Annotated in this window: 26 protein-coding genes; 6 read left to right on the top strand and 20 right to left on the bottom strand. The window is 54.9% G+C overall.

The genetic code is table 11. From position 1 onward, the window contains the following. Positions 1-49: 49 nt before the first annotated feature. The 6 genes from livJ to ftsY all read right to left on the bottom strand — a co-directional run bounded on the left by livJ (position 50) and on the right by ftsY (position 7447). Entirely contained in the window at positions 50-1153 is a 1104-nt protein-coding gene (gene livJ, locus MY052_RS01425) for a branched-chain amino acid ABC transporter substrate-binding protein (protein WP_248538101.1), read from the bottom strand. 327 nt (positions 1154-1480) lie between these two features. Continuing rightward, positions 1481-2686 (bottom strand): 4-aminobutyrate--2-oxoglutarate transaminase, encoded by a 1206-nt coding sequence (locus MY052_RS01420; protein WP_420828651.1) that lies wholly within the window; start codon positions 2684-2686, stop codon positions 1481-1483. A gap of 328 nt (positions 2687-3014) precedes the next feature. Next, positions 3015-3869, bottom strand: a complete 855-nt coding sequence (gene rpoH, locus MY052_RS01415) for an RNA polymerase sigma factor RpoH (protein WP_035894802.1) — start codon at positions 3867-3869, stop codon at positions 3015-3017. 257 nt (positions 3870-4126) lie between these two features. Continuing rightward, positions 4127-5185: a permease-like cell division protein FtsX gene (gene ftsX / locus MY052_RS01410; RefSeq protein WP_035894804.1), complete on the bottom strand. Its 1059-nt coding sequence runs from the start codon at positions 5183-5185 to the stop codon at positions 4127-4129. After that, a complete protein-coding gene (gene ftsE, locus MY052_RS01405; RefSeq protein WP_035894806.1) occupies positions 5178-5846 on the bottom strand; it encodes a cell division ATP-binding protein FtsE in 669 nt (222 codons plus the stop codon). The genes ftsX and ftsE overlap by 8 nt, the downstream gene beginning before the upstream one ends. A 2-nt stretch (positions 5847-5848) precedes the next feature. Continuing rightward, the gene (ftsY, locus tag MY052_RS01400) at positions 5849-7447 is read right to left on the bottom strand and encodes a signal recognition particle-docking protein FtsY (protein ID WP_248538099.1); all 1599 of its coding nucleotides are present in this window, start codon (positions 7445-7447) and stop codon (positions 5849-5851) included. 178 nt (positions 7448-7625) lie between these two features. Between ftsY and rsmD the strand changes: the two genes are divergently transcribed. Both rsmD and MY052_RS01390 read left to right on the top strand, forming a co-directional pair. Next, positions 7626-8222, top strand: coding sequence for a 16S rRNA (guanine(966)-N(2))-methyltransferase (gene rsmD, locus MY052_RS01395; protein ID WP_248538098.1), 597 nt, complete (start codon positions 7626-7628; stop codon positions 8220-8222). Continuing rightward, positions 8212-8490, top strand: a complete 279-nt coding sequence (locus MY052_RS01390) for a DUF1145 family protein (protein WP_035894809.1) — start codon at positions 8212-8214, stop codon at positions 8488-8490. Before rsmD ends, MY052_RS01390 begins: the two co-directional genes overlap by 11 nt. 55 nt (positions 8491-8545) lie before the next feature. Here MY052_RS01390 and MY052_RS01385 read toward each other — a convergent pair whose 3' ends face one another. From MY052_RS01385 to MY052_RS01365, 5 genes are all read right to left on the bottom strand, one after another. Next, complete coding sequence (locus MY052_RS01385; protein ID WP_202217037.1) at positions 8546-8944, bottom strand: hypothetical protein; 399 nt, start codon at positions 8942-8944, stop codon at positions 8546-8548. 120 nt (positions 8945-9064) lie between these two features. Next, positions 9065-9574, bottom strand: coding sequence for a hypothetical protein (locus MY052_RS01380; protein ID WP_248538097.1), 510 nt, complete (start codon positions 9572-9574; stop codon positions 9065-9067). A gap of 1 nt (position 9575) precedes the next feature. Beyond that, a complete protein-coding gene (locus MY052_RS01375) occupies positions 9576-10457 on the bottom strand; it encodes a hypothetical protein (protein ID WP_248538096.1) in 882 nt (293 codons plus the stop codon). A gap of 10 nt (positions 10458-10467) precedes the next feature. Then, on the bottom strand, positions 10468-10947 hold the full coding sequence (locus MY052_RS01370; protein WP_202217034.1) for an Hcp family type VI secretion system effector: 480 nt from the start codon (positions 10945-10947) through the stop codon (positions 10468-10470). A gap of 277 nt (positions 10948-11224) precedes the next feature. Continuing rightward, positions 11225-11581 carry a DUF2500 domain-containing protein gene (locus MY052_RS01365; protein WP_248538095.1) on the bottom strand — a complete coding sequence of 119 codons (357 nt, stop codon included), beginning with the start codon at positions 11579-11581 and terminating at the stop codon, positions 11225-11227. Positions 11582-11721: 140 nt separating this feature from the next. Here MY052_RS01365 and MY052_RS01360 point away from each other — a divergent pair, with 140 nt between their 5' ends. Further along, complete coding sequence (locus MY052_RS01360; protein ID WP_248538094.1) at positions 11722-12348, top strand: lysoplasmalogenase; 627 nt, start codon at positions 11722-11724, stop codon at positions 12346-12348. Between the two features lie 78 nt (positions 12349-12426). Continuing rightward, the gene (zntA, locus tag MY052_RS01355; RefSeq protein ID WP_248538093.1) at positions 12427-14637 is read left to right on the top strand and encodes a Zn(II)/Cd(II)/Pb(II) translocating P-type ATPase ZntA; all 2211 of its coding nucleotides are present in this window, start codon (positions 12427-12429) and stop codon (positions 14635-14637) included. 112 nt (positions 14638-14749) lie between these two features. Here the strand turns inward: zntA and tusA are convergent, their stop codons facing one another. After that, entirely contained in the window at positions 14750-14995 is a 246-nt protein-coding gene (gene tusA / locus MY052_RS01350; RefSeq protein WP_035894813.1) for a sulfurtransferase TusA, read from the bottom strand. Positions 14996-15177: 182 nt separating this feature from the next. Here tusA and MY052_RS01345 point away from each other — a divergent pair, with 182 nt between their 5' ends. After that, a complete protein-coding gene (locus MY052_RS01345; protein WP_248538092.1) occupies positions 15178-15843 on the top strand; it encodes a 7-cyano-7-deazaguanine/7-aminomethyl-7-deazaguanine transporter in 666 nt (221 codons plus the stop codon). A gap of 73 nt (positions 15844-15916) precedes the next feature. Then, entirely contained in the window at positions 15917-16474 is a 558-nt protein-coding gene (locus MY052_RS01340) for a DcrB family lipoprotein (RefSeq protein WP_035894816.1), read from the top strand. A gap of 33 nt (positions 16475-16507) precedes the next feature. Here the strand turns inward: MY052_RS01340 and MY052_RS01335 are convergent, their stop codons facing one another. From MY052_RS01335 to arnB, 8 genes are all read right to left on the bottom strand, one after another. Continuing rightward, positions 16508-17698, bottom strand: a complete 1191-nt coding sequence (locus tag MY052_RS01335; protein ID WP_248538091.1) for an MFS transporter — start codon at positions 17696-17698, stop codon at positions 16508-16510. 121 nt (positions 17699-17819) lie between these two features. Next, positions 17820-18209 carry a 4-amino-4-deoxy-L-arabinose-phosphoundecaprenol flippase subunit ArnF gene (gene arnF / locus MY052_RS01330; RefSeq protein ID WP_035894820.1) on the bottom strand — a complete coding sequence of 130 codons (390 nt, stop codon included), beginning with the start codon at positions 18207-18209 and terminating at the stop codon, positions 17820-17822. Then, positions 18209-18547, bottom strand: coding sequence for a 4-amino-4-deoxy-L-arabinose-phosphoundecaprenol flippase subunit ArnE (gene arnE / locus MY052_RS01325; protein ID WP_123650902.1), 339 nt, complete (start codon positions 18545-18547; stop codon positions 18209-18211). The genes arnF and arnE overlap by 1 nt, the downstream gene beginning before the upstream one ends. Next, entirely contained in the window at positions 18544-20199 is a 1656-nt protein-coding gene (gene arnT, locus MY052_RS01320) for a lipid IV(A) 4-amino-4-deoxy-L-arabinosyltransferase (protein WP_202217030.1), read from the bottom strand. Before arnT ends, arnE begins: the two co-directional genes overlap by 4 nt. Continuing rightward, the gene (gene arnD / locus MY052_RS01315; RefSeq protein WP_248538090.1) at positions 20196-21098 is read right to left on the bottom strand and encodes a 4-deoxy-4-formamido-L-arabinose-phosphoundecaprenol deformylase; all 903 of its coding nucleotides are present in this window, start codon (positions 21096-21098) and stop codon (positions 20196-20198) included. The genes arnT and arnD overlap by 4 nt, the downstream gene beginning before the upstream one ends. Beyond that, positions 21095-23080 carry a bifunctional UDP-4-amino-4-deoxy-L-arabinose formyltransferase/UDP-glucuronic acid oxidase ArnA gene (gene arnA / locus MY052_RS01310; RefSeq protein WP_248538089.1) on the bottom strand — a complete coding sequence of 662 codons (1986 nt, stop codon included), beginning with the start codon at positions 23078-23080 and terminating at the stop codon, positions 21095-21097. Before arnA ends, arnD begins: the two co-directional genes overlap by 4 nt. Then, complete coding sequence (gene arnC, locus MY052_RS01305) at positions 23080-24060, bottom strand: undecaprenyl-phosphate 4-deoxy-4-formamido-L-arabinose transferase (RefSeq protein ID WP_185667379.1); 981 nt, start codon at positions 24058-24060, stop codon at positions 23080-23082. The genes arnA and arnC overlap by 1 nt, the downstream gene beginning before the upstream one ends. Before the next feature lies 1 nt (position 24061). Continuing rightward, a complete protein-coding gene (gene arnB, locus MY052_RS01300; RefSeq protein ID WP_248538088.1) occupies positions 24062-25201 on the bottom strand; it encodes a UDP-4-amino-4-deoxy-L-arabinose aminotransferase in 1140 nt (379 codons plus the stop codon). Positions 25202-25277 lie beyond the last annotated feature (76 nt).

The raw sequence follows: 25277 nt of genomic DNA, 5'->3' as shown, positions 1-25277 counted from the left end.
GTAATGTAGCCAGGCCGAGCGTAGCGACGCCGGGGTAGCGTCGAACGAATTACTTCGCGTCGGTCGCCGTACCGTTAGCGTGCCAGTTAAAGATGCCGAATTCGAAGCCTTTCAGGTCACCTTTCTCATCCCACGACAGCGGACCCATGACGGTATCCACGGTGTTGGCTTTCAGGTATTTGGCAATCTCAGCCGGATCGTCAGAGTGGTTCAGGCCCGCCTGCAGGGACTGCAGCGCAGCGTAAGTGGTCCATACGAACGCGCCGCTTGGATCCTGTTTCTTCGCCTTGATAGCATCTACGATTGGTTTGTTCGCTGGAACCTGGTCGTAGTTCTTAGGTTTCGTCACCAACAGACCATCCGCAGAATCACCCGCGATGTTGGACAGCGACACGTTTGCCACGCCTTCCGGCCCCATGAACTGGGTTTTCAGGCCAGCAGCACGCGCCTGACGCAGGATCTGACCCATCTCAGGGTGGTAACCACCGAAGTAAACAAAGTCGATGTTCTCTTTCTTCAGGCGCGCAACCAGCGTGGAGAAGTCTTTCTCACCAGCAGTGATACCGTCGAAGAAGACCACGTTCGCGCCGCCTTTCTTCAGCCCATCCTGAACCGCGCGTGCCAGACCCTCACCGTACTGCTGCTTATCGTGAACAACGGCGATGCGCTGTGGCTTCACTTTCTCGAGAATGTATTTCGCCGCGGTTGGGCCCTGGTCGGAGTCCAGACCAGTAGTACGCAAAATCAGCTTGTAGCCACGCGCCGTCAGTTCCGGTGCGGTCGCCGCTGGGGTGATCATCAGAATGCCTTCGTCTTCATAGATATCAGACGCTGGCTGCGTGGAGGAGGAGCAGAGGTGACCAATGACGTATTTGATCCCGTCGTTCACCACTTTGTTCGCTACCGCAACCGCTTGTTTCGGGTCACAGGCATCATCATATTTTACGATTTCCAGCTTATTGCCTTTGATACCGCCCTTGGCGTTAATGTCGGCAACCGCCTGAGTCGCACCGCTGAACTCCTGGTCACCGTACTGCGCAACCGGGCCGGACATCGCGCCAACAACAGCAACTTTAATATTTTCTGCTAATGCCATATTGCTGAATGCCAGTGCAATACATCCTGCCAGTAACGCTTTACCCTTCATTTTCATCCTGAGGTTCCCCATTGTTATGGTTATTGCATTTGTTGTGATGTTGTTATTTAGCACATTATTCTTATATCAGACGCATGGTAAGTATAAGATATTAATATTAAGGGACGCTGCCTGTGCTTTTGCAGCATACTCTGCTAAAACATACCCCATTTTTATGAATTTGAAACGTTAATTTTGACGGATTTGTAACGCAAAAATGACAAAAAAAAGCCACTCATCGGAGTGGCTTGGTTGTGGGGTTGTATCCCCGGCGGCGCTTCGCTTGGCCGGGCTACCATGTCCTGTAGCCCGGCCAAGCGAAGCGCCGCCGGGAAGTACTCAGGTCTATTCAGTTATCGCCCGACGAATCACCTCCAGCGCCTGCTGGAACTGCTTCTCTGGGATGGTGAGCGGATACAAGAATCGAATCACGTTGCCATACACGCCGCAGCTCAGCAGCAGTACGCCTTCGGCCAGCGCGCGCTCCTGGACTAATTTGGTAAACTCCGGCGAGGGTTCACGCGTCTGTGGATCGACAAACTCCACCGCGACCATCGACCCCACGCCGCGCACATCAGCAATTGCCGGGCAGCTCTCACGCGCTTTGTTCAGCACCTCAATCAGATGCTGGCCCAGATGATTGGCGCGAGTGCAGAGCGCCTCTTCCTCAATCACATCCAGCACCGCATGTGCAGCCGCAATCGCCAGCGGGTTACCCGCATAAGTTCCACCCAGGCCACCAGGTGCCGGCGCATCCATGACCTCAGCGCGTCCGACAACGCCGGAGAGCGGGAAACCACCCGCCAGGCTCTTCGCCATGGTGATAAGATCTGGCTTCACGCTGTAATGCTCCATCGCAAACAGCTTGCCGGTACGGGCAAAACCGGTCTGCACTTCATCGGCAATCAGCAAAATACCGTGGGTATCACACAGCGCGCGCAGCCCCTGCATAAAATCAGGCGGCGCGACGTTGAAACCGCCCTCGCCCTGCACCGGCTCGAGGATAATCGCCGCCACCTGATCCGGTGAGATATCCGCTTTGAAAATATGATTCAGGCTTTTGAGCGCCATATCGGTCGTGACGCCGTGCGCCGCGTTCGGGTAAAGGCCGTGATAGACCGAACCAGGAAACGGGCCGAAGCCAATTTTGTACGGCGCGACTTTGCCGGTCAGCGCCATCGTCATAAAGGTACGACCGTGGAAACCGCCGCCGAAGGTAATCAGCCCCGGACGTTTGGTATAAGCGCGGGCTATCTTCACCGCATTTTCGACCGCTTCTGCCCCGGTGCTGAAAAACGCAGTTTTGGCATTTCCAGTAATTGGCGCCACGCTATTAATACGTTCTGCTAATGATACATAGCTTTCATAGGGAACAATCTGGTAGGCGGTATGGGTGAAGGCCTTAAGCTGGCTCTCAACGGCGGCAATCACCTGTGGGTGACGATGCCCGGTATTCAGCACCGCGATGCCCGCGGCGAAATCGATGTACTCGTTACCTTCAATATCCCACAGCGTAGCGTTCTCAGCGCGTTCTGCGTAGAAACCGCACATCACGCCCACGCCGCGCGGCGTGGCCTGTAAACGCCGATGATTCAGTGACTCGTTACTCACGGTAAACCCCCTGCCGTTGAAAGACGGAAAAATGCATAGCGCTTATTGAGTTTTTGCCATCGGCTGCATTAACGCCAGCGACAAATGAGAAATAAGCAGAGGAAAGCGTGATGACGGTGGGATTATTGGAGGACGAGCCCGTAGGCCCGATAAGCGTAGCGCCATCGGGCAGGCACAGGTTGCCGGATGGCGGCTACGCCTTATCCGGCCTACAAAACAAAAACCCCCGAATTCACATTCGAGGGTTCATTGGGTACGACGCCAAAAATCAGGCTTCGATAGCCGCGCGCAGTTTTTTCATCGCGTTCTTTTCAAGCTGACGTACGCGTTCGGCGGATACGCCGTAGCGGTCGGCCAGTTCCTGCAGCGTGGACTTGTTGTCTTCGTCCAGCCAGCGGGCGCGAATGATGTCCTGGCTACGTTCATCCAGGCCCTGCATCGCGTCGGTCAGCTTATTCGCCGCCTGCTCTTCCCAGTTGTCGTCTTCAATACCGTCGGCAAAGTTGGACGATTTATCCTGCAGATAGAGCACAGGAGCAACTGAGTGGCTTTCAGAGTCATCGTCTGAGGACATATCAAACGCCATGTCCTGCGCCGCCATACGGGATTCCATCTCGCGAACGTCTTTGCTGGAAACGCCCAGCTCGCGCGCTACCATTTCCACTTCGTCCTGATTGAACCAGCCCAGACGCTGCTTAGTTTTACGCAGGTTAAAGAACAGCTTACGCTGCGCTTTGGTGGTCGCGACTTTAACGATACGCCAGTTACGCAGCACGTATTCGTGAATTTCCGCTTTGATCCAATGCACCGCAAAGGAGACCAGACGAACACCCACTTCTGGGTTAAAACGACGTACGGCTTTCATCAGGCCAATGTTGCCTTCCTGAATCAAGTCCGCCTGCGGCAGGCCATAGCCCGAGTAATTACGAGCAATATGAACAACAAAGCGCAGGTGAGACAGGATCAGCGTTTTAGCTGCTTCCAGATCGCCCTGGTAATGCAGCCGTTCAGCAAGCGCCTTTTCTTCATCAGCCGTCAACATCGGCCATGCGTTTGCAGCCCGGATATAGGAATCCAGGTTACCAACAGGGGCTAAAGCTAAAGTTTGCATATCTTTGGTCATTCAATTCCTCTCAATTCACTTCATACTGGCGGTGGTTTGTGGCCGGAGGCAACAAACATGCCAGGCTCTATGAGCAACGAGAATAACATCCGCTCTTTTATCAGACAGTGAGTTTATCCACAAGTTCAATGCAACAGTGTGAATAAATTACGCACAAAATGTGACACGCGATAGCCGCGAGGGCAGAAAGATGGGGTTTAAAACGGCATCCCCTGCGGACGGAAGTCGTCGCAGGGGAAGAGTATAACAGAACTTTTTTAATCGGGAGTAAAGTGGCGTAAATGTTGTACCGTGGCAAGCCAGGCTGCCACCCAACCGATCATCGAGCTCACCAGCAGCAACAGCAGGCATTCGTCAAACGACAGGCCGCTCAGCTCAAACTGGGTTCCGAATACGCGGGCCACTTCGGTGACCGCCGACGACAGTCGCATCACCAGAATTTCCGACAGAATCAGCGACAGGAACGCGCCGGAGAAACCGAGCAGCGCACCGCCGTAGAGGAACGGACGCAGGATAAACCCATCGGTCGCACCAATCAGCTTCTGCACGTTGATAGTATCGCGACGCGCAAAGATGCTCAGACGCACGCTGTTACCGATGACGAGGAACACCGCCGCCACCATCAGCACGCCGATCATCGCCGACACGCGGCCCACCAGCCCGGTAATGGAAGCCAGACGCGCGAACCAGCTATCGTCCATGCGCACTTCGTTGACGCCCTGAATCTGCGCCACGCGGTCACGTAGCGTGTTCAGCGCATCCGTGGTCTGGAAATCAATTTTCGGGATCACCACCGCCACCGCAGGCAGCGGGTTCTCTTCCAACATATCCAGCGCACCGCCAAAGCCTGACCAGTTGCGGAATTCGCCCAGCGCTTCATCACGGGAAAGGTAATTCACCTTATCCACGCCCTGCTCGGCCTGAAGCTGACCCACCACTTTCGCCGCCGCATCGTCATCCAGCGTTTTTTCCAGATAGACGGTGATCTGCGGGGACGGATAGTACTGCGAAGCCGCCGTATTCACGTTCTTGTAGACCATGTAGCAGACGCTTGGCAGCGTCAGGGAGATGGCGATAACCATCACCGTCAGGAACGTTGCCAGCGGTTTGCTTTTCAGATCCTGCAGCGCGCCTTGCCAGGCATAGCGCACCTGCTCATTGAACACGTTGGTTTTACGCGAGTTCGGTTTCGGCGCCGGTTTACCGCGCTTCGGCGCATTGCGCCCGCCGTCACCCGCCGGGGTGACCGATTTACGCAAGCGGTCGAGCCGACCGCCGAACTGGCGAATCTGGTTGATTGCGTCGCGCTTATTCACTTGTCAGGCCTCCATGCAAGTGACCGTCGCTCAGCGTGAGCATGCGGTAAGAACGGCTGGAGATAAGCCCGATGTCGTGCGTCGCCATCAGCACCGTTACCCCAACGCGGTTAAACTCTTCGAACAGTCGCAAAATGCCTTCCGACAGCGCGTTATCCAGGTTACCCGTCGGTTCATCCGCCAGCAGTACCGCAGGCTTGTTCACCACCGCACGGGCAATACCCACGCGCTGCTGTTCACCGCCGGAGAGCTGAATCGGGAAGTTTCTCGCTTTATCCAGCAGCCCGACTTTGTCCAGCGCCGCCGAAACGCGACGACGAATATCGTCTGCGCTAGCGCCCGCGATGATCAGCGGGATCGCCACGTTATCAAACACGGTTCTGTCCATCAGCAGATGGTGATCCTGGAAAATCATGCCGATCTGGCGACGTAAGAACGGCACCTCCCGGTTCTTCAGGCGGCTGATGTCATGCCCGCCGAAGTAAATTTTCCCAGCGCTCGGCCGTTCAATCCCACAGATAAGCTTCAGCAGGGTACTTTTACCCGCGCCGGAGTGACCGGTCAGGAATGCCATCTCGCCCGGCTGCATGTGGAATGTGACTCCCTGCAGCGCTTGTCTCCCGCCGAGATAGGCTTTGCTGACGTGTTCAAAGCGAATCATGATTAATCCTCTCGGGCAAAAAGTGCCTCAATAAAATCGCCCGCTTTAAACGGACGTAAGTCCTCAATACGTTCACCGACGCCGATATAGCGAATCGGAATGCCGAACTGGTCCGCCACGGAGAATATCACCCCACCCTTGGCAGTACCGTCGAGTTTAGTCAACGTGATGCCGGTCAGGCCAACGGCCTCATGGAACAGTTTGGCCTGGCTGATGGCGTTCTGCCCGGTGCTGGCGTCGATAGTCAGCATCACTTCGTGCGGCGCATCCACGTCGAGTTTCTTCATCACGCGAACAATTTTCTTCAGCTCTTCCATCAGGTGCGATTTGTTCTGCAAACGCCCAGCGGTATCAGCAATTAGTACGTCAACGTTACGCGCTTTCGCCGCCTGGATGGCATCGAAAATGACCGATGCGGAATCAGCGCCAGTGTGCTGCGCGATAACCGGAATCTTGTTGCGCTGGCCCCAGACCTGCAGCTGCTCTACCGCCGCCGCACGGAAGGTATCGCCCGCCGCCAGCATCACCGTCTTGCCCTGCTGCTCGAACTGACGCGCCAGCTTGCCGATGGTGGTGGTTTTACCCACGCCGTTTACGCCGACCATCAAAATAACGAATGGCGTTTTGCCTTCAATATTAAGCGGTTCATCCACTTTTGCGAGAATTTCACCCATTTCATCTTTTAACAGACCGTACAGCGCTTCAGCGTCGCGCAGCTGTTTACGGCTGGCGGTTTCGGTCAGGTTATTGATGATTTTACGGGTGGTTTCCACGCCAACGTCGGCAATCAACAACTGCTCTTCCAGCTCTTCAAACAGATCATCGTCGATTTTCTTGCCGCGGAACAGACTGATAAATCCGGAACCGAGGTTTTCTTTGGTTTTTAATAGGCTGCGTTTGAGGCGCGCGAAGAAACCTTCTTTGGTCGGTTTTTCCTGCTCCTGCTGCACGTCGTCCGTAGATTCTTCAACGGCAGCTTCTTCTTCCACCGCTTCGTTTTCCGACTCAGCGGCCAGCGCCTGCGCTTCCAGTTCTTCGTCGGTTAATTCGTCTACGGCCTCAGGTTCAATCTCTTCAACCATTTCTGGCTGTGCTTCGACAACCGGTTCGACGACTTCAACCGCTTCTGGCTGTACTTCGGCAACCGGTTCAACGGCTTCAACCACTTCTGGCTGTACTTCGGCAACCGGCTCAACGGCTTCAACCGCTTCTGGCTGCACTTCAGCAACCGGCTCAACGGCTTCAACCACTTCTGGCTGTACTTCGGCACCCGGCTCAACGACGTCGACGACTTCTGGCTGAATTTCTTCAACCGCTTCGGTCTGCGCGATTTCGCGTTCAGCAACCTGTTCAGTGACTTCAACCACTTCTTCGGCAAATGCTTCGCTTTCCGCGATGGTGTGTGGTTCAGCAACGTCTTCAACAGGTGCTTGCGCTTCTTCGACGCGCGGCGTCTCTTCAGCAACCGTTTCAGGCTCAGCAGACGGCGTTTCAGCTACCGACTGCTCTTCAATTTTTTCTTCTGATTCAACAACCTGATCCTGTTCTTTCTGCCCAAAGCCCAGCCAGGAAAAAAAGCCACGTTTTTTTTCTTTTGCCATTTGCAACCACACTCCCCGCTGTTTTTGATGGCGCCACTTCGCCATAATCGACGCGAAGGCTAAAATAATGATGAAATTAGTCGGTTAGTCTACCACTTAACTTCCCTGGCTTCACCGCTTTCACCCGGCAGGGCAGAAAGCTAGAATAGCAGGCCGAAAGAGCGACCAGAGCAAGCAAATGAAAAAACCAACTTCCGGCGGCATGGGCCAGATCCGCATTATTGGCGGTCAGTGGCGCGGCCGTAAACTTCCCGTTCCTGATAGTCCGGGCCTCAGACCCACCACCGATCGCGTGCGTGAGACCCTTTTCAACTGGCTGGCCCCCTCAATGGTCGATGCCCGTTGCCTGGACTGCTTCGCCGGAAGCGGCGCGTTAGGGCTGGAAGCACTCTCCCGCTATGCCGCCAGCACAACGCTACTGGAGATGGAGCGTTCCGTTGCGCAGCAGCTACAAAAAAATCTCGCGACGCTAAACGCCGCACAGGGCAAAGTGGTGAATACGAACACCCTCGCATTCCTCGCTCAGCCAGGCACGCCGCATGATATTATTTTTGTCGATCCGCCATTCCGGAAGGGATTACTGGAAGAGACGTTAAACTTACTGGAAGCCAACGGTTGGCTGGCCGATAGCGCACTCATCTATGTAGAAAGCGAAGTCGAAAACGGTCTGCCGCCGGTGCCGGTCAACTGGGACCTGCATCGGGAAAAAATCGCCGGTCAGGTGGCCTACCGTCTCTATCATCGTGAAGTGCAGGGAGAAAGTGATGCTGATTAATCTTGGGCGCGCGCTGATGCTGTGCGTATGGGCGTTTCTGGTGCTGAACCTGGTTCACCCGTTCCCGCGCCCGCTGAACATTTTCGTTAACGTTGCGCTGATTTTTATGGTGCTGATGCACGGTATGCAGATGGCGCTGCTGCAGTCGACGATGCCAAAAGACGGCCCGCAAATGAGCCGCGGCGAGAAGGTACGCATCTTCCTCTTCGGTGTGTTTGAACTGCTGGTGTGGCAGAAAAAAATCGGCGCGAGCTTGAAGAAGAAGTAGTAATAAAATTGCCCGATGCGATTTTACTCATCGGGCTTCAAATGCGATGTTGCTTTTATTGGTGTGACTGGATGGAATCAAGTTTATCGTTTAGCTTGTTAATTTCCTTAACACCTCCGTTATCCCAAGCAATTTTCGTCAGCTGGCAAATTGGCTCATTTTTTGTGTAATAAATACCTGAAAATGGCCCGCCACCGTAGCAGTAAACATAGTCAGAACTAAGTAGATAAAATGGGGTGATAATTGAGATAACAGTACCCAACACAAGGGTTATTCCCCCATACCCCAGTGCAATACTCATCCCTCGATGGAGCATTTTGTTGGGAGTCAGATCCCTTGAAAAAAAAGCAGACATGAAGAGAAAAACAAAATATACCGCAGTCGGTACAACAAGTACTAAAGGCAAGGACTGCCAACAAAAATTTATAATACTACGTGAATTTACAACTCCCATAACATCCTTTATACACATACTATATGTAGAGTAAATCACATACGAGATAATTGTTGATCCTGTTAGTACTATACATCTGTTTTTTATATGAGTATAAACGTCCAAATTAATTTTCCTTTTTCAGTTTTTACCGGAAAACGTCATTGAATCAAGTTTATCGTTAAGTTTTTGGATTGCTTTGCTCCCCTCACTATCCCAGACAATGTTCATTTGTTCGCAAATTGATTCATTTTTTGTATAAAAAACACTTGAAAATGGTCCTCCACCATAACAGTAAACATAGCCGTTACTAAGAAGATAGAATGGAACAATAATGGAAATTATAACACCAAGGACAATGGCTGCCCCCCCATAACCCAGCGCAATATTCATCCCCCGCTGGAGAATCCTATATGGAGCTAGATTCTTTGAAAAAAAAGCAGACATAAAGAGAATAATGAAATAAATTGCCGTCGGGACAAATAGCACTAAAGGCACTGATTGCCAGCTAAAATAGACGATACTTCGAGCATTCACGACATACATAATTTTTACAATACAACTGGTAAAGGTAGAATAAGTCACATAGGAAATAATTGCTGAACCAGTTAATATTATACATCTATTTTTTATATGAGTGTAAATATCCAAATTAATAACCCCCTCGCAATAACGAACGGGAAAATACAGAAGAATGTTTGTAATTCCACTCATCAATGCTCTGTTGTTCATTTATTCCGTTACGAATGCATTCAATCAATTTTTTTGATAAGTTATTATCTATATCATAATCATTTAATTCAGACGTAATAATGATACCGAGAACAACAACAATAACAATTTCTCCCCAAACAGGCACAACCAAACTTGCTGATAATGCCGTCGCCAGTGGCGCCACTCCCCCAACAACCACCTCAGTAACAAAAATCGTCACAATCACCTTAGCCACATCCATAGTGATATTTCCCAGAAAGGCCGCGACATCGTGGTCAGATCTAAAAATTAACTCGACAAGCCGCCAGCAGGCTGAAAACCAGATGCAAAACTTTGCTCCAGAGATAGTTCCTGCCCGAACGCCTGCTTTACCAATCCCTAACTCCAGAAGCTTGGGGTGATTGACGCGATAGCGGGTCCCATTAAGAATTCGCCGCAAGGAAGGATAGCCGGTGATTTTCACATACATTTTCCCACCATAAGAGTATTGAACAGCCTTAACCCCCAACCCTTTAAGCGTAAAAACAATCTTCCCGGCATCTTTATATGAGATCAGTTTCACAATATTTGCCGCACCACCTGCTGCATCCTTAATATTTCCCGCATAGGTGGTGGCCTGCGACATGGCGTTGCTTTTTAGCAGATCGTCAATAACGCCCTGCGCCTCCTCCAGCGACAGCAGCATGACGTGTTGTGCATCTTTATCTAGCCGCTGCTTAAGCGCCCGAATATCGTCTTCAAAGCGCCTGACAAGCTCCCTATTGTTTTCTCTAAGCAGATCATTTGAGTTTTGATTAATCCAATCAACATAACCAACCATATACATTCCCTTAAAAAATACGTTCTTCCCAAAGGCTATATCCACTGGTTCCCGCTATATGATGTTCCCAGCTAATTGACTCATAGCACAGTTCAATAGATTCTTCGGGTTGCCCGGCGCTATCATCAATGGTGTGAGGGACGTGAAGGTGGATGCTGGAAATTCTGGCTTTCGTCAATTTTATCGTGTAGTAAAGCTCGTTAAATCCCATTCTATTCGTTCGGTAAAAGCTAAATTCGCAGGTGAGTTCTTCATTATCATTGATAGCTTTCCCCAGCAATGGCGAAGCTTTATCCACTGGTTTCACTATCGTCATGGACTGATGATTCACGTTCTGCTCACGGTTCATTCCATGTGAAATTGCCATGACCATAATCTGATCGTGGTGTACCAACTGAGCTTTATTCCCAATTGAATCAACGGCAGAACAGCCCGCCGAAATTAATCCCTGAGATTGACCATTCAGCGTCAACCAAATTGTATTTGCCATATAATATCCTTATGTATAGACACGACTAATAATTAAACGAAATAAAAACCGTATAAATCAAATAAAAAAACAAGGATATTTATAGCGCAAAAAATAAATGATGACTAACTCTATATTTCAAACCGCAACAAAAAACAAATTAAAATATCAATCAGAGGTAATATATTTAAAAGAATTGATATGTGATTTCAATATATGAGAGCGTTGTATTACGAGTATCAGTATAAAAAAAACTATCGCCCTTTGACACAACTCCATCAATGGGCGATATCGCTCCCTATTCGGCCTTAAAATCGACAAAGCGCGAACCTTTGTAGCTCAGCGTCCCCCTATCGCCCACCGTCAGCTGATGATACTGCTCCGCTTCTACGCGGAAACTCACCTCCAGCCCGCCCTGCTCCGGCTTAAAGCTCACGTCATAGCGCATTTCACTACCGGCTGGCGTCACCGCCTGCTGACGTGAACGGCGGTCGTTCAGCACCTTCTCGCGCTTGTTACTCACCACCACCCGCTTTTGCATCAGCGGTGCGGCGTCGTTGTCCATTTTCTCCCGGCGTTGCTGAACAAAGCGGAACGACGCGGCCACGACGATAATGGCAACAACGACGATGAAGAAAAGCGGCATCTTGCTCATTTCAGGTTCTCTTAAGAATTTACGCAAATCATAGTAAACAACGCAGTATGCCATTGTCATCTGGCGGCTACGGCTACTACACTGGACATTCAAGACTGGCGGTACAGTACCTATTAAGATAACAGATACAGGGACTTATTATGCTTTGGTCGTTTATCGCAGTATTCTTCTCAGGCTGGCTCTACGTGGATGCAGCCTACCGTGGGCCCGCCTGGCAGCGCTGGGCATTCAAACCTATCACCCTAATCTTATTGCTGTTTCTCGCCTGGCAGGCCCCAATGTTTAACGCCATCAGCTACCTCGTACTCGCGGGTCTATGTGCGTCATTGATTGGCGATGCGTTAACGCTATTACCGCGTCAGCGCATGCTGTACGCCGTGGGCGCGTTTTTCCTGTCGCATTTGTTGTACACCATTTGGTTTGCCGGACAACTGACCTTCACCTTCTTCTGGCCGCTGCCGGTCATTCTGCTGGTTATCGGTGCACTCTGGCTGGCCATTATCTGGACGCGCCTCGAAGAGATGCGTTTACCTGTGCTGGCCTTTATTGGCATGACGCTGGTGATGGTCTGGGTTGCCGGTGAACTCTGGTTCCTGCGCCCGACGGATACGGCACTTTCGGGCTTCTTCGGCGCAGGTTTACTGCTGTTAGGCAATATCGTCTGGCTGGTGAGCAAATATCGCTGCCGCTTCCGTGCAGATACGGCAATCTATGCCGCCTGCTATTTTGCCGGGCATTTCTTTATCGTTCGCGCGCTTTACCTGTAATTTCTTGCTTGACTCTGGAGTCGACTCCAGAGTGTATGCTGCGTTTAATGAAGCAACGATCATTAATCGGAGGATACGATGTCGACTCCAGAGACTCGTCACAATAAAGCCCCCCAATTCTCATCCTTTAAGCTCGCGCCTGCGCCACAGCCGCAGGACGACTGCTGCTGCGACAGCCAATGTGCAACGACTGAGCCCGTAGCAGAACCAACGCTGGACGCCCGCTATATCTGGGTCGTCAACGGCATGGACTGCGCCGCCTGCGCCCGTAAAGTCGAAACCGCCGTAAGTCAGGTCGCTGGCGTAAAGCAGGTCAAAGTCCTGTTTGCCACCGAAAAGCTGCTGGTTGATGCCGATGACGACATCCGTACTCAGGTGGAGAAAGCTGTGAGCGCCGCCGGCTATACGCTGCGTAGCGACAGCGAGCCGAAGGCCGAAGAGAGCACCTCACGCTGGCAGGAAAACCTGCCGCTTATCGCGCTCGCCGTGATGATGGCGATTAGCTGGGGCCTGGAGCAGTTCAACCATCCGCTGGGCAACCTGGCGTTTATCGCCACTACGCTTGTCGGGCTCTACCCTATCGCCCGCCAGGCACTGCGCCTGATGAAAAGCGGTAGCTGGTTCGCTATTGAAACGCTGATGAGCGTCGCGGCCATCGGCGCGTTGTTTATCGGCGCGACGGCGGAAGCCGCAATGGTGCTGCTACTGTTCTTAATTGGCGAACGCCTTGAAGGCTGGGCGGCTAACCGCGCGCGTCAGGGTGTGAGTGCATTAATGGCGCTGAAGCCAGACACCGCCGTGCGCGTGCGTGACGGTCAGCGTGAAACCGTCGCCCAGAAGGATCTTCAGCCGGGCGATGTGATTGAAGTGGCCGCCGGCGGGCGTTTGCCTGCCGACGGGAAGCTCATCACGCCGTTCGCTAGCTTTGATGAGAGCGCCTTAACCGGCGAATCCATTCCGGTTGAGCGCAGCGCGGGCGAGAGCGTGCCAGCGGGTGCAACCAGCGCTGACCGCTTGGTGCAGCTGAGCGTTATCTCGAAGCCTGGCGATAGCGCCATCGACCGTATTCTGCGCCTGATTGAAGAGGCCGAGGAACGTCGTGCGCCTATCGAGCGCTTTATTGACCGTTTCAGCCGCATCTATACCCCGGCGATTATGGCCGTCGCGCTGCTGGTGACGCTGGTGCCGCCGCTGCTGTTTGCCGCCTCGTGGGAGGAGTGGATCTACAAAGGGCTGACGCTGCTGTTGATTGGCTGTCCGTGCGCGCTGGTTATCTCGACGCCGGCAGCGATTACCTCAGGTCTTGCCACCGCCGCACGCCACGGTGCGCTGATTAAAGGCGGCGCAGCGCTGGAGCAACTGGGGCGCATCACCCAGATGGCCTTTGATAAAACCGGTACCCTGACGCTCGGCAAACCACAGGTAACAACGGTTATCCCAACGGCCGAACTGAGCGAAGAAAATCTGCTGGCGCTGGCCGCCGCGGTGGAGCAAGGCTCCACCCACCCGTTGGCACAGGCCGTGGTGCGCGAAGCGCAGCAGCGTGGGTTGACCATTCCTCAAGCCGCTGAGCAGCGTACGCTCGTAGGTTCCGGTATTGAAGCCAACGTAGACGGTCAGCGCATCGTTATCTGCGCGGCAGGCAAGTTCCCGGCTCCTGATCATCAGGACGAGATCCAGCAACTGGAAAGCCAGGGCAATACCGTGGTGCTGGTAACTCGCGGCGAGACGCTACTGGGAATTGTGGCGCTGCGCGATACGGTACGCCAGGAGGCGCATCAGGCGGTCGACGGCCTGCGTGAGTTAGGCATTCAGGGCATCATTCTGACCGGGGATAACCCGCGTGCCGCCGCCGCCATTGCCGATGAGTTAGGGATGGACTACCGTGCCAACCTGCTGCCTGCTGATAAGGTCAATGAAGTGACGGCGCTGAACGCTCAGGGGCCGCTGGCGATGGTGGGCGACGGGATTAACGACGCCCCGGCAATGAAGGCCGCTGCGATGGGTATCGCGATGGGCAGCGGCACCGACGTGGCGCTGGAAACCGCCGATGCAGCACTGACGCATAACCGTCTGACCGGGCTGGTGCAGATGATTCGCCTGGCGCGCGCCACTCACGCCAACGTCCGACAAAACATCGCTATTGCGCTGGGGCTGAAGGGGATTTTCCTTATTACCACGCTGCTCGGTATAACCGGTCTGTGGCTGGCGGTGTTGGCGGATACGGGTGCGACGGTGCTGGTGACGTTGAACGCGCTGCGACTGCTGCGCGGGAAGTTTAGTGCGTAATTACGTTGCTTCGGTGCCCTTCCCCGGCGGCGCTCCGCTTGGCCGGGCTACGGTGCTAGATCTGTAGCCCGGGCGAGGCGTTTACGCCGACCCCAGGTTGGCTCGATGCCGATTAATGGCGCTTACGCAGCAAATACTGGTACGGCAAAGACTCGGTTTGCTGGGCAATCAGCTCATGCTCCATAAAACGGCAAAAACCGGGAATATCGCGCGTGGTGGCAGGATCGTCGGCAATCACCAGCAGCGTTTCCCCCACTGGCATCGTCCGCACGGTTTTACGCACCATCATTACCGGTTCCGGGCAGCGTAGCCCTTGCGCGTCTAAGGTGTGGTCGGGGCTGGAAAACAAATCGGTCATGAGAATCTCGTCGTCAGAAAAAACGCGCTTAGTTTACGCTGACCTTGCCTCAACGCAACCAGGTTAACGATTGCGCGAAAAACAACCATTGCAATGAAACGCGAAAGCAGTATCATTCCGCCCCTGCAATGGGTTTGCAGACTTATTGGGTTCCCTCACCCCAACCACTAAAAAGGTACAATATGACTCCCTTTACATCCTTACAGCGCCGTCATGCGCTGGTTTGGCTATCGCTATTTCACCTGCTGGTGATCACTTCCAGTAACTATCTGGTACAGCTGCCGGTCTCTATTTTCGGCTTCCAGACCACCTGGGGCGCGTTTAGCTTTCCGTTTATCTTCCTCGCGACTGACCTGACCGTGCGAATCTTTGGCGCACCGTTGGCTCGCCGTATCGTTTTCGCGGTGATGGTCCCGGCGCTGATGATCTCCTACGTCATTTCGTCGTTGTTCTATATGGGCGAATGGCAAGGTTTCGGCGCGCTGGCGCACTTTAACCTGTTCGTGGCCCGTATCGCCGCCGCCAGCTTTATGGCCTATGCCCTGGGGCAGATCCTTGACGTACACGTGTTCAACCGCCTGCGTCAGAGTCGCCACTGGTGGCTCGCACCAACGGCCTCTACGCTGTTCGGCAACATCAGCGACACGCTGGCGTTCTTCTTTATCGCCTTCTGGCGCAGCACCGACCCGTTCATGGCCACGCACTGGGTGGAAATCGCCCTCGTGGACTACTGCTTTAAAGTGCTGATCAGCATTGTTTTCTTCCTGCCGATGTACGGCGTACTGCTGAATATGCTATTGAAAAAGCTGGCAGATAAATCTGATTTGTCAGCAATGCAGCCAGGTTGAGAGTTCATTACACGGGTTGTGATAAGATACGCAGATGAGCCGTTAGTGGCTATTTATCGAAAGGAAGATGTCAATGCGCAAATTGGTGAAATATGCTGGTATTGGCCTGCTGGTGATGGGCCTTGCGGCCTGTGACAACAGCGACACCAGCACCCCTGCACAGGGTTCGGCTGCCGCAAGCGATGCCGCAGGTCAGGCAATCAATCTGTTAGACGGTAAGCTGAGCTTTACGCTGCCAGCCGGGATGACCGACCAGAGCGGTAAGCTGGGCACCCAGAGCAATAACATGCACGTTTACTCTGACGCCACCGGCATGAAAGCGGTCATCGTCATCGTTGGCGACGACACCACCGAAGATTTAGCGGTGATGGCAAAACGTCTTGAAGATCAGCAGCGCAGCCGCGACCCGCAGCTGCAGGTGGTGACCAATAAATCCATCGAGGTGAAAGGCCACACGCTGCAACAGCTCGACAGCATCATCTCCGCGAAAGGGCAGACCGCGTACTCTTCCGTCGTACTGGGTAAAATCGATGGCAAGCTGCTGACTATGCAGGTTACGCTGCCAGCGGACAACCAGCAGCAGGCGCAATCTGACGCTGAGAAAATCATCAATACGCTGGTCATCAACTAAGTTTTGCTGACCGCGACACGGCCTCTCGCGTACTTACGCCAGGGGCCGTTTTTTTAGCTGCCATCCCAGCAGCAGCGCCACCGCCACCAGCCCCGCTGCGGCAATGTAAATCGTCGAAATCCCCATCCACGCCATCATCAGCCCGGCCAGCGGGCCGGTAATACCCAGCGATAAATCCATAAACACGGTGTAGGTGGCCAGCGCCGACCCTTGGTTTTGCTGCGGTACGGCCTTCACCGCGACAACGCCCAGCGCCGGGAACACCAGTGAGAATCCCGCTCCCGCGAAGAAGGTGCCGATTTTTGCCATCAGCGGCGTTTCCGCCACGCCCACCAGCAGCAGGCCAACAATCTCCACCGAGAAACAGATCATCGCCACGTTCAGGCCGCCGAGGCGGTTGATACCGTTCGGGAACAGCAGACGTGTGCCTACGAATGCACAGCTAAAGAGGGTGAGCGCAAACGCCGCGCCGTCCCAGCCTTTCGCGTCATAGAACAAGGTGATAAAGGTAGCGATAACGCCAAAGCCAGCGGAGGCCAATGCCAGCGCCATACCGTAAGGCCAGACGCGCCCCAACACCGCGCGAAAGGACATCGGCTTGCCCTTTTTGGCTTTCACTTCTGCACGCGGCAGCGCGCACAGGATGGCGACGGCGGCCACGACCATAATCGCCAATGCCAGCCCTTGTAGACCCACATAGCGGTAACACACTACGCCGAGCGGCGCGCCCATCGCCATCGCACCGTAGGTGACAATCCCGTTCCATGAGATCACCCGGCCAATATGCGGCGAACCCACCACGCCAACGCCCCATAGCGTGGAGCCCGTCCCGGCAAAACTCTGCCCGATACCAAGGATCACGCGCCCCAGGCACAACAGGACCAGGCTCACCAGCGGCCAGTCGCTGCCCGTTGCCGCCAGCAGATAGCTCAACCCGCTGAGAAAACAGCCGCACAGCCCCATCACCACGATACGTTTTGGCCCCAGCAGGTCGGCATAACGCCCGGCGTGCGGGCGACTGAGCAGAGTGGCGAAGTATTGCAGACTTATCACCAGCCCCGCCCAGAAGGCGCTGAATCCCATAACGTCGTGGACATAGCCAGGCAGTACCGCCAGCGGCAGGCCAATGGTGAGATAACTTGCGAAGTTGAAGATAACGATGGAGACAATACGCAGGTTGAGGCGCAGACCGCTAAGCTGCCCCTCAGCGTCGACCGCAGGCATAGATAATCCCTTATAGATGCAACGAAAAAGGCATTATTGCACATTTTGTAGCCCGGGCGAGGCGTTTACGCCGGCCCCGGAAGGCTCGGAGTCATTCCCGGCGGCGCTTCGCTTGGCCGGGCTACGCGGTATGGGAGGATTTGTTTGGCCAGAAGATGGTGATAACACCCGCAATAATGACCACGACGCCCAGCAGACCACGCCAGGAGAAGGGTTCGTGCCAGCCTGGTAGCCAGATAGCGGCACACCACACCACCATGTAGCTCAGGCTCAATAACGCATAGGCTTTTGCCAGCGGCAGCCGCTTCAGCGCAAAGAACCAGCAGGCCATCGACGCCACGTAACCGAACAGACCGAGGAAAAGCGCCAGCGTTCCGTCGCCGAAATGCAGCAGATGCAGCAGGAACACCAGCGGCTGCTCCGCCGAGGGCAGCGTGGTCATTGCCACGCGCAGCGTCAATTGAGCGGCGCTGACCAGCACTACGCTCATTAATGCCCAGATAAGCCCCATCAGGCGCTGCTCCCTACCAATATAATACCAACAATAATCAGCGCCACGCCCGCCCAGTGACGGCGGCTCACCGGCTCGTGCCAGATGGTACGTGCCGCCAGCGTCACCCAGACAAAATTAAGGCTCAGCATCGGATAAGCCACGCTGACCGGAATTTGCTGTAATACCAGCAGCCACAGCAGCATCCCCAGCCCGAGCATCGCCAACGCGAGTCCAAGCCAGGTCAACAGATGGCGCCCACGCTGCCCGGCTGGCGCCGGGCGCGTGGCCTGTTTCTGGCATAGCTGCCCGGCACAGCTCAATAAGCTGGCGAGCAGCAGACAGGCCCAGGTTATCATTGCGGACGATACTGAATAAATGCGGTTCGTCCCATCACATATACCTCATCGGGTTTTGGCAGCGGTAAATCCACGACTTTAGCATTGCGCGGCAACTGCAGCACCAGGGAGATAGGTCCCTCCTGGCGATGCGCTTCCAGCCACTGCGGGAAATCGCTGTCGGAGATGAAGCGCCCTTTGGCATCCGGATAAGCGAGACCGTATTTCAACTCACCCGTCTGCGCATACATGATGATATCACTGCGGTTCAGCTCCCAGGCAAGCCCAGCAGCAATACCGACGCTGTTGCTCAGCACATAGCGGCTCGGGGTCAGAGACTCACTCACAATATCCACCAGGAACTGCGGCTGCTTGCTGTTAGTCACGCGATCCGGAATGGCAAACCCCACCAGCAGCGCCAGTCCTAACGGACAGAGTGCCGCCAGCGTCCAACGCTGCGCATCCGACTTGATTGACAGCCAGCCCATCAGCGCCCAGACAAAGAACGCCACCGCTGCCAGCACGCACTTATACAGCTCAATCTGCATCCACACCGGTTGCTTCATCGGCCCCCACGGCGACACAACAAACACCGCCACCAGGCCAATCACGCCGAAAGCGATGTTGATGATGCCGTTAATCCGCAGTGCCTTCGCCCCCACTTTTGCCGCATCCACCGCATAGCGCGCCATCAGCATCGCCAGCGGCGCAAAGCACGGCAGAATATAGGTTGGCAGCTTGCCTTTGGCGATACTGAAGAACAAGAATGGCATTACTATCCAGCCCAGCAGATAGAATGCGCTGCTCTGCCCTTCACGCCCGCGCCAGCCAAGCTTTAACGCGCCCGGCAGCAGCGCCAGCCACGGCAGGCTCCCGGCAATCAGGAACGGCAGATAGTACCAGAACGGCGCTTTATGCTGGGCATCGCTCTGCGCAAAGCGCTGAATATGCTCGACCCAGAAGAAATAGCGCCAGAAGTCGCCTTCACGCTGCGCAATCGCCAGCCCCCAGGGCAACACGGTCAGTACACATACCAGTACCGCCAGCCAGCCCCAGATAAGCACCTCCCGCCAGCGTTTCTGTACGATAACCCACGGCAGTACAGCAATCACCGGCACAGCCAGCGCCAGGAACCCTTTGGTCATCACCCCCATTCCGCAGGCAATGCCGAGCAGCACGTAGCCCCAGAAACGTTCACCGGTGGTTTTCGCCGATGCCGCCAGCCAGAAGCTGAACATCGCCAGCGTCATCCACAGGGTGATCATCGGGTCGAGCACCGCATAGGTACCAATACCGTAAACCAGGAACGCCGTTAAGAAGATAACCCCGGACAGCAACGCCACTTTTTTATCGCGCCAGATACGCCAGGCAAGCCAGGCCACCAGCAGCGCAGATACGGTGATAGAAAACACCGCGCCAAAGCGCACGCCAAAGTTGTTATGCCCAAAGAGCCACTGACCAATGCTGTTGATCCAGTAGCCCGCAATCGGCTTTTCAAAATAACGCAGGCCGAGGAAATGCGGCACAATCCAGTCACCGGTGGCCAGCATTTCACGGCTTATCTCCGCATAGCGGGTTTCATCCGGCTGCCACAGCAACCGAAAATTGAGGGGCAGAAGATAGTAAAGAACGAACAATGCAACTAACGAAATACCATAGCGAAGGGATTTCATACATCGGGGCTCAATAGTTGTTGGCGACCAAGCCAGCCTTCACGGCCAGCCAATTCTCCCCGTACCACCTTCCCAACCGGGAGCTGACGGAAGTCATCCGGAAGAAGCTGGCTCAGCGGGCAAAACAGGATCTCCTGTTGCGCCGCCAGGGTCAGCAGATAATCGAACTGTTCGGCGCAGACACCGCCTTCAACTTCTGCATGAATGGTATATACCGGCGTACCGGTATCTTTGCGGATCTGCTCCAGCAGCCAGCGGTTATAGCCTTCAGCGCTGACCACGTTGCCCACCGCTTCATCCCAGGTTGGCAGCGTGACGGGGATCTGCACGGTAGCGGTATCCCCATTACTCAACTGCGGAAGAAACGGCTGCGTACCGCGACAATCGCTGTTGTAGAGAAAATCGAACGACTCTTTGGCTTTCACCACGCGCTGATCCGCACGCCAGCCGGCTACCGCAGAACAGGTGACCGGGCGACCCAGAATCGCTTCCAGCTCGCTGAGACCTCGGCCGATTTCCGCGACCAGCTGTTCCTCTTTCCACACGCCGCTCCACTGCTGCCAGCGGTGATGATCCCAGGCGTGCAGACCGACTTCATGTACCTGCGCAACGCTGCGGATGATTTCCGCGTTCGCCGCACCAATGCGTCGTCCAGGCCAGGCCGTACCGGCGAGGAGAATATCCCAGCCATACAGCGATGCCGCGCGCGAGCGCAGCATCTTCCACAAGAACTTCGGTTTTACCAGGCGCCACAAGTGGCGCCCCATGTTATCCGGCCCGACGCTGAAGAAAAAACTGGCCTGTACGCGGTGCTTTTTGAGCACCGCCATCAGCCGTGGTACGCCCTCGCGAGTACCGCGAAAGGTGTCCACATCAACGCGCAAACCTACTTTTTTCATGATGATTTTTCATCCGTCAGTTCAACCGTGCGCAGGAAGAAGTCCAGCGTCTCTTCAACGGTCTGCTGCATTTCTACCGTCGGCTGCCAGTCAAGTAAACGCTTAGCGTTACGAATACTTGGCTTACGGTGCTCTACGTCCTGATAGCCTTTACCGTAGTAGTCGCTGCTTTCCACTTCACGGAAGCCAGCAAACGGCGGGAAACGATCGCGCAGCGGGTGACGTTCGAAGCAGTCGAGCAGCATTTCTGCCAGCTCTTTGATGCTTGCTTCGTTGTCCGGGTTACCGATGTTGATGATCTGCCCATCGCAGCGGCCATCTTTGTTTTCGATGATACGGAACAACGCTTCGATACCGTCGCTGATGTCGGTGAAGCAACGTTTCTGTTTGCCGCCTTCGATCAGTTTGATCGGCGAACCTTCTACCAGGTTGAGGATCAGCTGAGTGATCGCACGGGAGCTACCGATACGCGCGGCGTTCAGGTTATCCAGACGCGGACCCATCCAGTTAAACGGACGGAACAGGGTAAACTTGAGGCCGGTTTTATCACCGTAAGCCCAAATCACGCGATCCAGCAGCTGTTTGGAAACCGAGTAGATCCAGCGCTGTTTGCTGATTGGCCCCACCACCAGGTTGGAGGTGTCTTCGTCGAAGTTCGCGTCGGTACACATGCCGTACACTTCGGAAGTCGACGGGAAGATGATGCGCTTGTTGTACTTCACGCAGTCACGAATAATCTTCAGGTTCTCTTCGAAGTCCAGTTCGAATACGCGCAGCGGGTTACGGGTATATTCGATAGGCGTCGCAATTGCCACCAGTGGCAGCACCACGTCACATTTCTTAATGTGGTATTCGATCCACTCGGAGTGGATGCTGATGTCGCCTTCTACAAAGTGGAAGCGCGGGCAGTCGAGGAAGCGGCTGATGGCGTCAGAGCCAATATCCAGACCGTAAATCTCATAGTTATCATCCTGAAGCAGGCGTTCGGTCAGGTGGTTACCGATGAAGCCGTTCACGCCCAGAATCAGCACGCGGGTACGACGTTTCACCGCTACAAACGGACGGCTGGAGAGCAGCGCACCGGCCACCAGGCCCATCGCTGGCGCCAGCTGAGTGCCCTGCATGTAAACGCCGTTAGCGCTCTGACCGGTGACGATTTCCAGCGCGCCCTCACCACAAGCAACCACCAGTGGAGCCACGGACAGCACGGTACCCGGCTTCGCGGCAGCCATATCGGTGCGCACACGGGATTTCCAGACGATGAATTTATTGGTGCCGACATAGCCAAACGCGCCCGGCCACGGATCGCTCACCGCGCGCACCAGGTTGTGCAGTTCCTGCGCCGGTTTTTCCCAGGTCAGACGACCGTCTTCCGGGGTACGACGACCCACGTAGGTCGCGTCTGCATCATTCTGTGCACGTTCCTGAGTCTGACCGCTGCGGATTTTCGGCAGCACATCGCCCAGCAGAGTCTGGGAAGCCGCGCACAGCTTACGGTGCAGCGACAGCGCCACGTCAGAGTCGGCAATAGCGACAGTCTGCTGCGCCACAATGTCGCCCGCATCCGCGCGGTTGGTCATGCGGTGCAGGGTAACGCCGGTCTCTTTCTCACCGTTGACCAGCACCCAGTTCAGCGGCGCACGGCCACGGTATTTTGGCAGCAGGGAACCGTGCAGGTTGAAAGCCCCCTTCGGTGCCAGATTGAGGATGTCGTCGCTCAGCAGGTTGCGATAGTAGAAGGAGAAAATCACGTCCGGCGCCATCGCACGAATACGGTCAACCCACAGCGGGTGATTCACATCTTCCGGCGCATAAACGGTAATGCCCTGCTCGGCTGCCAGACGGGCAACGGAGCCAAAGAAGTTGTTTTCACCGGCGTTATCCGGGTGAGTGAAGATCGCCTCAATGTCGTATCCGGCATCCAGCAGTGCCTGAATACCGGTGCAACCCATGTCGTGATAGGCAAATACAACAGCTTTCATTAACGATTTTCCTCTTCAGATTCCAGATTTTCCTGGCGAACAACACGTTGAATAAAGTAACGAGGACGGGCGCGCACGTCGTTGTAGATGCGGCCGATATACTCCCCGAGCAGGCCCATGCCGATAAACTGAGCCCCGATAAACATGAACAGAATGGCGAATAGCATGAACACCCCGTCACCCGCCCATTCCGGGCCCAGCGCCAGGCGCAGCACCACTAACAGAATGGAGAAAGCAAAGCCGAGCACGGCGATGACGCTACCGACCACGCTCAGAAGACGCAGCGGCGTGGTGGTTAAACAGGTCACCAGGTCGTACATCAGGTTGATGAGGCGCATAAAGCTGTATTTTGAATCACCGAACTCACGCTCGGCGTGCATCACCGGGATCTCCACGGCGCGGCGAGCAAAAGTGTTCGCCAGAATCGGGATGAAGGTGCTGCGTTCGTGGCAGTTGAGCATCGCATCGATGATATGGCGGCGATAGGCGCGCAGCATGCAGCCGTAGTCGCCCATCGCTTTACCGGTGGTCCGCTGGATCAAACGGTTAATCATCTTCGACGCCGTTTTACGGAAGATGCTGTCCTGACGGTTCTGGCGCACGGTGCCGACTACGTCGTAGCCTTCGTCTGCCTTTTCAACCAGGCGCGGAATTTCTTCCGGCGGGTTTTGCAGGTCAGCATCGAGAGTGATAATAAGGTCGCCGGTAACGTGGCTGAAGCCCGCCATAATCGCCGAGTGCTGGCCGTAGTTACGGTTCAGCAGCACCGCCACGATGTGGCTTTCCGGGGCTTCCGCCGCTTCCACCAGCATGCGTGCAGAGTCATCGCTACTGCCGTCATCAACCAGCAAAATTTCATAGTCACGATTAAGCGTCGCACAGGCTGCGTCGGTACGACGGATCAACTCCGGCAGGCTATCCTGCTCGTTGTAGACCGGTATCACGACGGAGACTTTTTTGACTAAAGGGTACTCAAACATATCAACGGCCTGCTAACTGATGGAGCGCCGTAATGACACGGGTGGTGTCGTCATCGGTCATATCCGGGAAAAGAGGGAGCGAACAGATACGCGCGCTGTTCCATTCGGTATTGGGCAAAGAGAGTTCCGGGAAGCGCTCGCGGTAGTACTTCTGCGTATGCGCCGCACGGAAGTGCAGCCCGGTGCCGATACCTTGCGCCTTGAGCTGTTCCATCAGTGCATCGCGGCTGATACCGCAGCGCTGCTCATCTACGCGAATAATAAACAGATGCCAGGCGTGCAGGTGAGGCCAGCTCGGTACGGCCAGCGGCTGGAAAGGCGTGTCCGCCAGTTCCTGCACGTAGCGCTGCGCGATATCGCTACGACGCTGATTGGCCTGGCCCAGCTTGCCCAGTTGAACCAGCGCCAGCGCGGCGTTGATATCGGCCAGGTTGTACTTAAATCCGGGGCTAATTACTTCCGCCTGCGGCGCGCGGCCGTGGGTCTGGCGGTCGTAGGCATCAACGCCAAGACCGTGGAATTTCAGGCTGCGAATGCGGTTTGCCAGCTGTTCGTCGTTGGTAACAATCAGCCCGCCTTCCGCGCTGGTCATGTTTTTGATGGCGTGGAAGGAGAAAATCGCCGTTCCCTGCCAGCCAACATGATGGCCTTTGTAGTAGGTGCCCGCCGCATGCGCCGCGTCTTCAATCAGCGGAATGCCGTGGCGTTCAGCCACTGCGCGCAGCCCGTCGATATCCGCCGGCGCGCCAGCATAATGCACGGGAATAATCGCTTTGGTGCGCGGAGTAATTGCCGCTTCAACCGCTTCTGGGGTGATCATCAGATTGTCGCGATCGACGTCGATCATCACCGGGGTCGCGCCCAGCAGAACGATCATATTGAGGGTAGAAACCCAGGTTTGCGAAGGGGTGATGACTTCATCGCCAGGACCAATGCCGAGGGCCATCAACGTAACGTGCATACCGCCGGTCGCGGAACTCACGGCAATTGAAAAACGGTTTCCCGTCAGGGCGCAAAACGCCTCTTCCAGCGCCTGGTTTTTTGGTCCGGTGGTGATCCAACCCGATTGCAGCACCTCTTTCAGCGCTGCGAACTCCGCCTCGCCCATAGAGGGACGTGAAAACGGCAGAAAATCACTCATGAATGTTCCTTACCCTATAACGCAAATGAGTACGCCTGATTCGAGAATAAAACGGTGCTTATCGCGGTGTTGTTAA

The sequence above is a fragment of the Kluyvera ascorbata genome (genome assembly GCF_023195735.1).
Lineage (GTDB): Bacteria > Pseudomonadota > Gammaproteobacteria > Enterobacterales > Enterobacteriaceae > Kluyvera > Kluyvera ascorbata.
This window is presented reverse-complemented; position numbering and strand designations above follow the sequence as displayed.

Bases quoted from the DNA above. Each gene is read 5' to 3' on its own strand.
- MY052_RS01345 (WP_248538092.1), top strand. From the start codon at position 15,178: ATGACTCCCTTTACATCCTTACAGCGCCGTCATGCGCTGGTTTGGCTA.
- MY052_RS01340 (WP_035894816.1), top strand. From the start codon at position 15,917: ATGCGCAAATTGGTGAAATATGCTGGTATTGGCCTGCTGGTGATGGGC.
- rsmD (WP_248538098.1), top strand. From the start codon at position 7,626: ATGAAAAAACCAACTTCCGGCGGCATGGGCCAGATCCGCATTATTGGC.
- MY052_RS01375 (WP_248538096.1), bottom strand. From the start codon at position 10,457: ATGGTTGGTTATGTTGATTGGATTAATCAAAACTCAAATGATCTGCTT.
- MY052_RS01360 (WP_248538094.1), top strand. From the start codon at position 11,722: ATGCTTTGGTCGTTTATCGCAGTATTCTTCTCAGGCTGGCTCTACGTG.
- arnB (WP_248538088.1), bottom strand. From the start codon at position 25,201: ATGAGTGATTTTCTGCCGTTTTCACGTCCCTCTATGGGCGAGGCGGAG.
- arnE (WP_123650902.1), bottom strand. From the start codon at position 18,547: ATGATAACCTGGGCCTGTCTGCTGCTCGCCAGCTTATTGAGCTGTGCC.
- zntA (WP_248538093.1), top strand. From the start codon at position 12,427: ATGTCGACTCCAGAGACTCGTCACAATAAAGCCCCCCAATTCTCATCC.
- MY052_RS01420 (WP_420828651.1), bottom strand. From the start codon at position 2,686: ATGTGCGGTTTCTACGCAGAACGCGCTGAGAACGCTACGCTGTGGGAT.
- rpoH (WP_035894802.1), bottom strand. From the start codon at position 3,869: ATGACCAAAGATATGCAAACTTTAGCTTTAGCCCCTGTTGGTAACCTG.
- MY052_RS01385 (WP_202217037.1), bottom strand. From the start codon at position 8,944: ATGGGAGTTGTAAATTCACGTAGTATTATAAATTTTTGTTGGCAGTCC.
- MY052_RS01370 (WP_202217034.1), bottom strand. From the start codon at position 10,947: ATGGCAAATACAATTTGGTTGACGCTGAATGGTCAATCTCAGGGATTA.
- livJ (WP_248538101.1), bottom strand. From the start codon at position 1,153: ATGAAAATGAAGGGTAAAGCGTTACTGGCAGGATGTATTGCACTGGCA.
- arnF (WP_035894820.1), bottom strand. From the start codon at position 18,209: ATGGGGCTTATCTGGGCATTAATGAGCGTAGTGCTGGTCAGCGCCGCT.
- arnD (WP_248538090.1), bottom strand. From the start codon at position 21,098: ATGAAAAAAGTAGGTTTGCGCGTTGATGTGGACACCTTTCGCGGTACT.
- arnT (WP_202217030.1), bottom strand. From the start codon at position 20,199: ATGAAATCCCTTCGCTATGGTATTTCGTTAGTTGCATTGTTCGTTCTT.
- MY052_RS01335 (WP_248538091.1), bottom strand. From the start codon at position 17,698: ATGCCTGCGGTCGACGCTGAGGGGCAGCTTAGCGGTCTGCGCCTCAAC.
- arnC (WP_185667379.1), bottom strand. From the start codon at position 24,060: ATGTTTGAGTACCCTTTAGTCAAAAAAGTCTCCGTCGTGATACCGGTC.
- tusA (WP_035894813.1), bottom strand. From the start codon at position 14,995: ATGACCGATTTGTTTTCCAGCCCCGACCACACCTTAGACGCGCAAGGG.
- arnA (WP_248538089.1), bottom strand. From the start codon at position 23,080: ATGAAAGCTGTTGTATTTGCCTATCACGACATGGGTTGCACCGGTATT.
- ftsE (WP_035894806.1), bottom strand. From the start codon at position 5,846: ATGATTCGCTTTGAACACGTCAGCAAAGCCTATCTCGGCGGGAGACAA.
- MY052_RS01390 (WP_035894809.1), top strand. From the start codon at position 8,212: ATGCTGATTAATCTTGGGCGCGCGCTGATGCTGTGCGTATGGGCGTTT.
- ftsY (WP_248538099.1), bottom strand. From the start codon at position 7,447: ATGGCAAAAGAAAAAAAACGTGGCTTTTTTTCCTGGCTGGGCTTTGGG.
- MY052_RS01365 (WP_248538095.1), bottom strand. From the start codon at position 11,581: ATGAGCAAGATGCCGCTTTTCTTCATCGTCGTTGTTGCCATTATCGTC.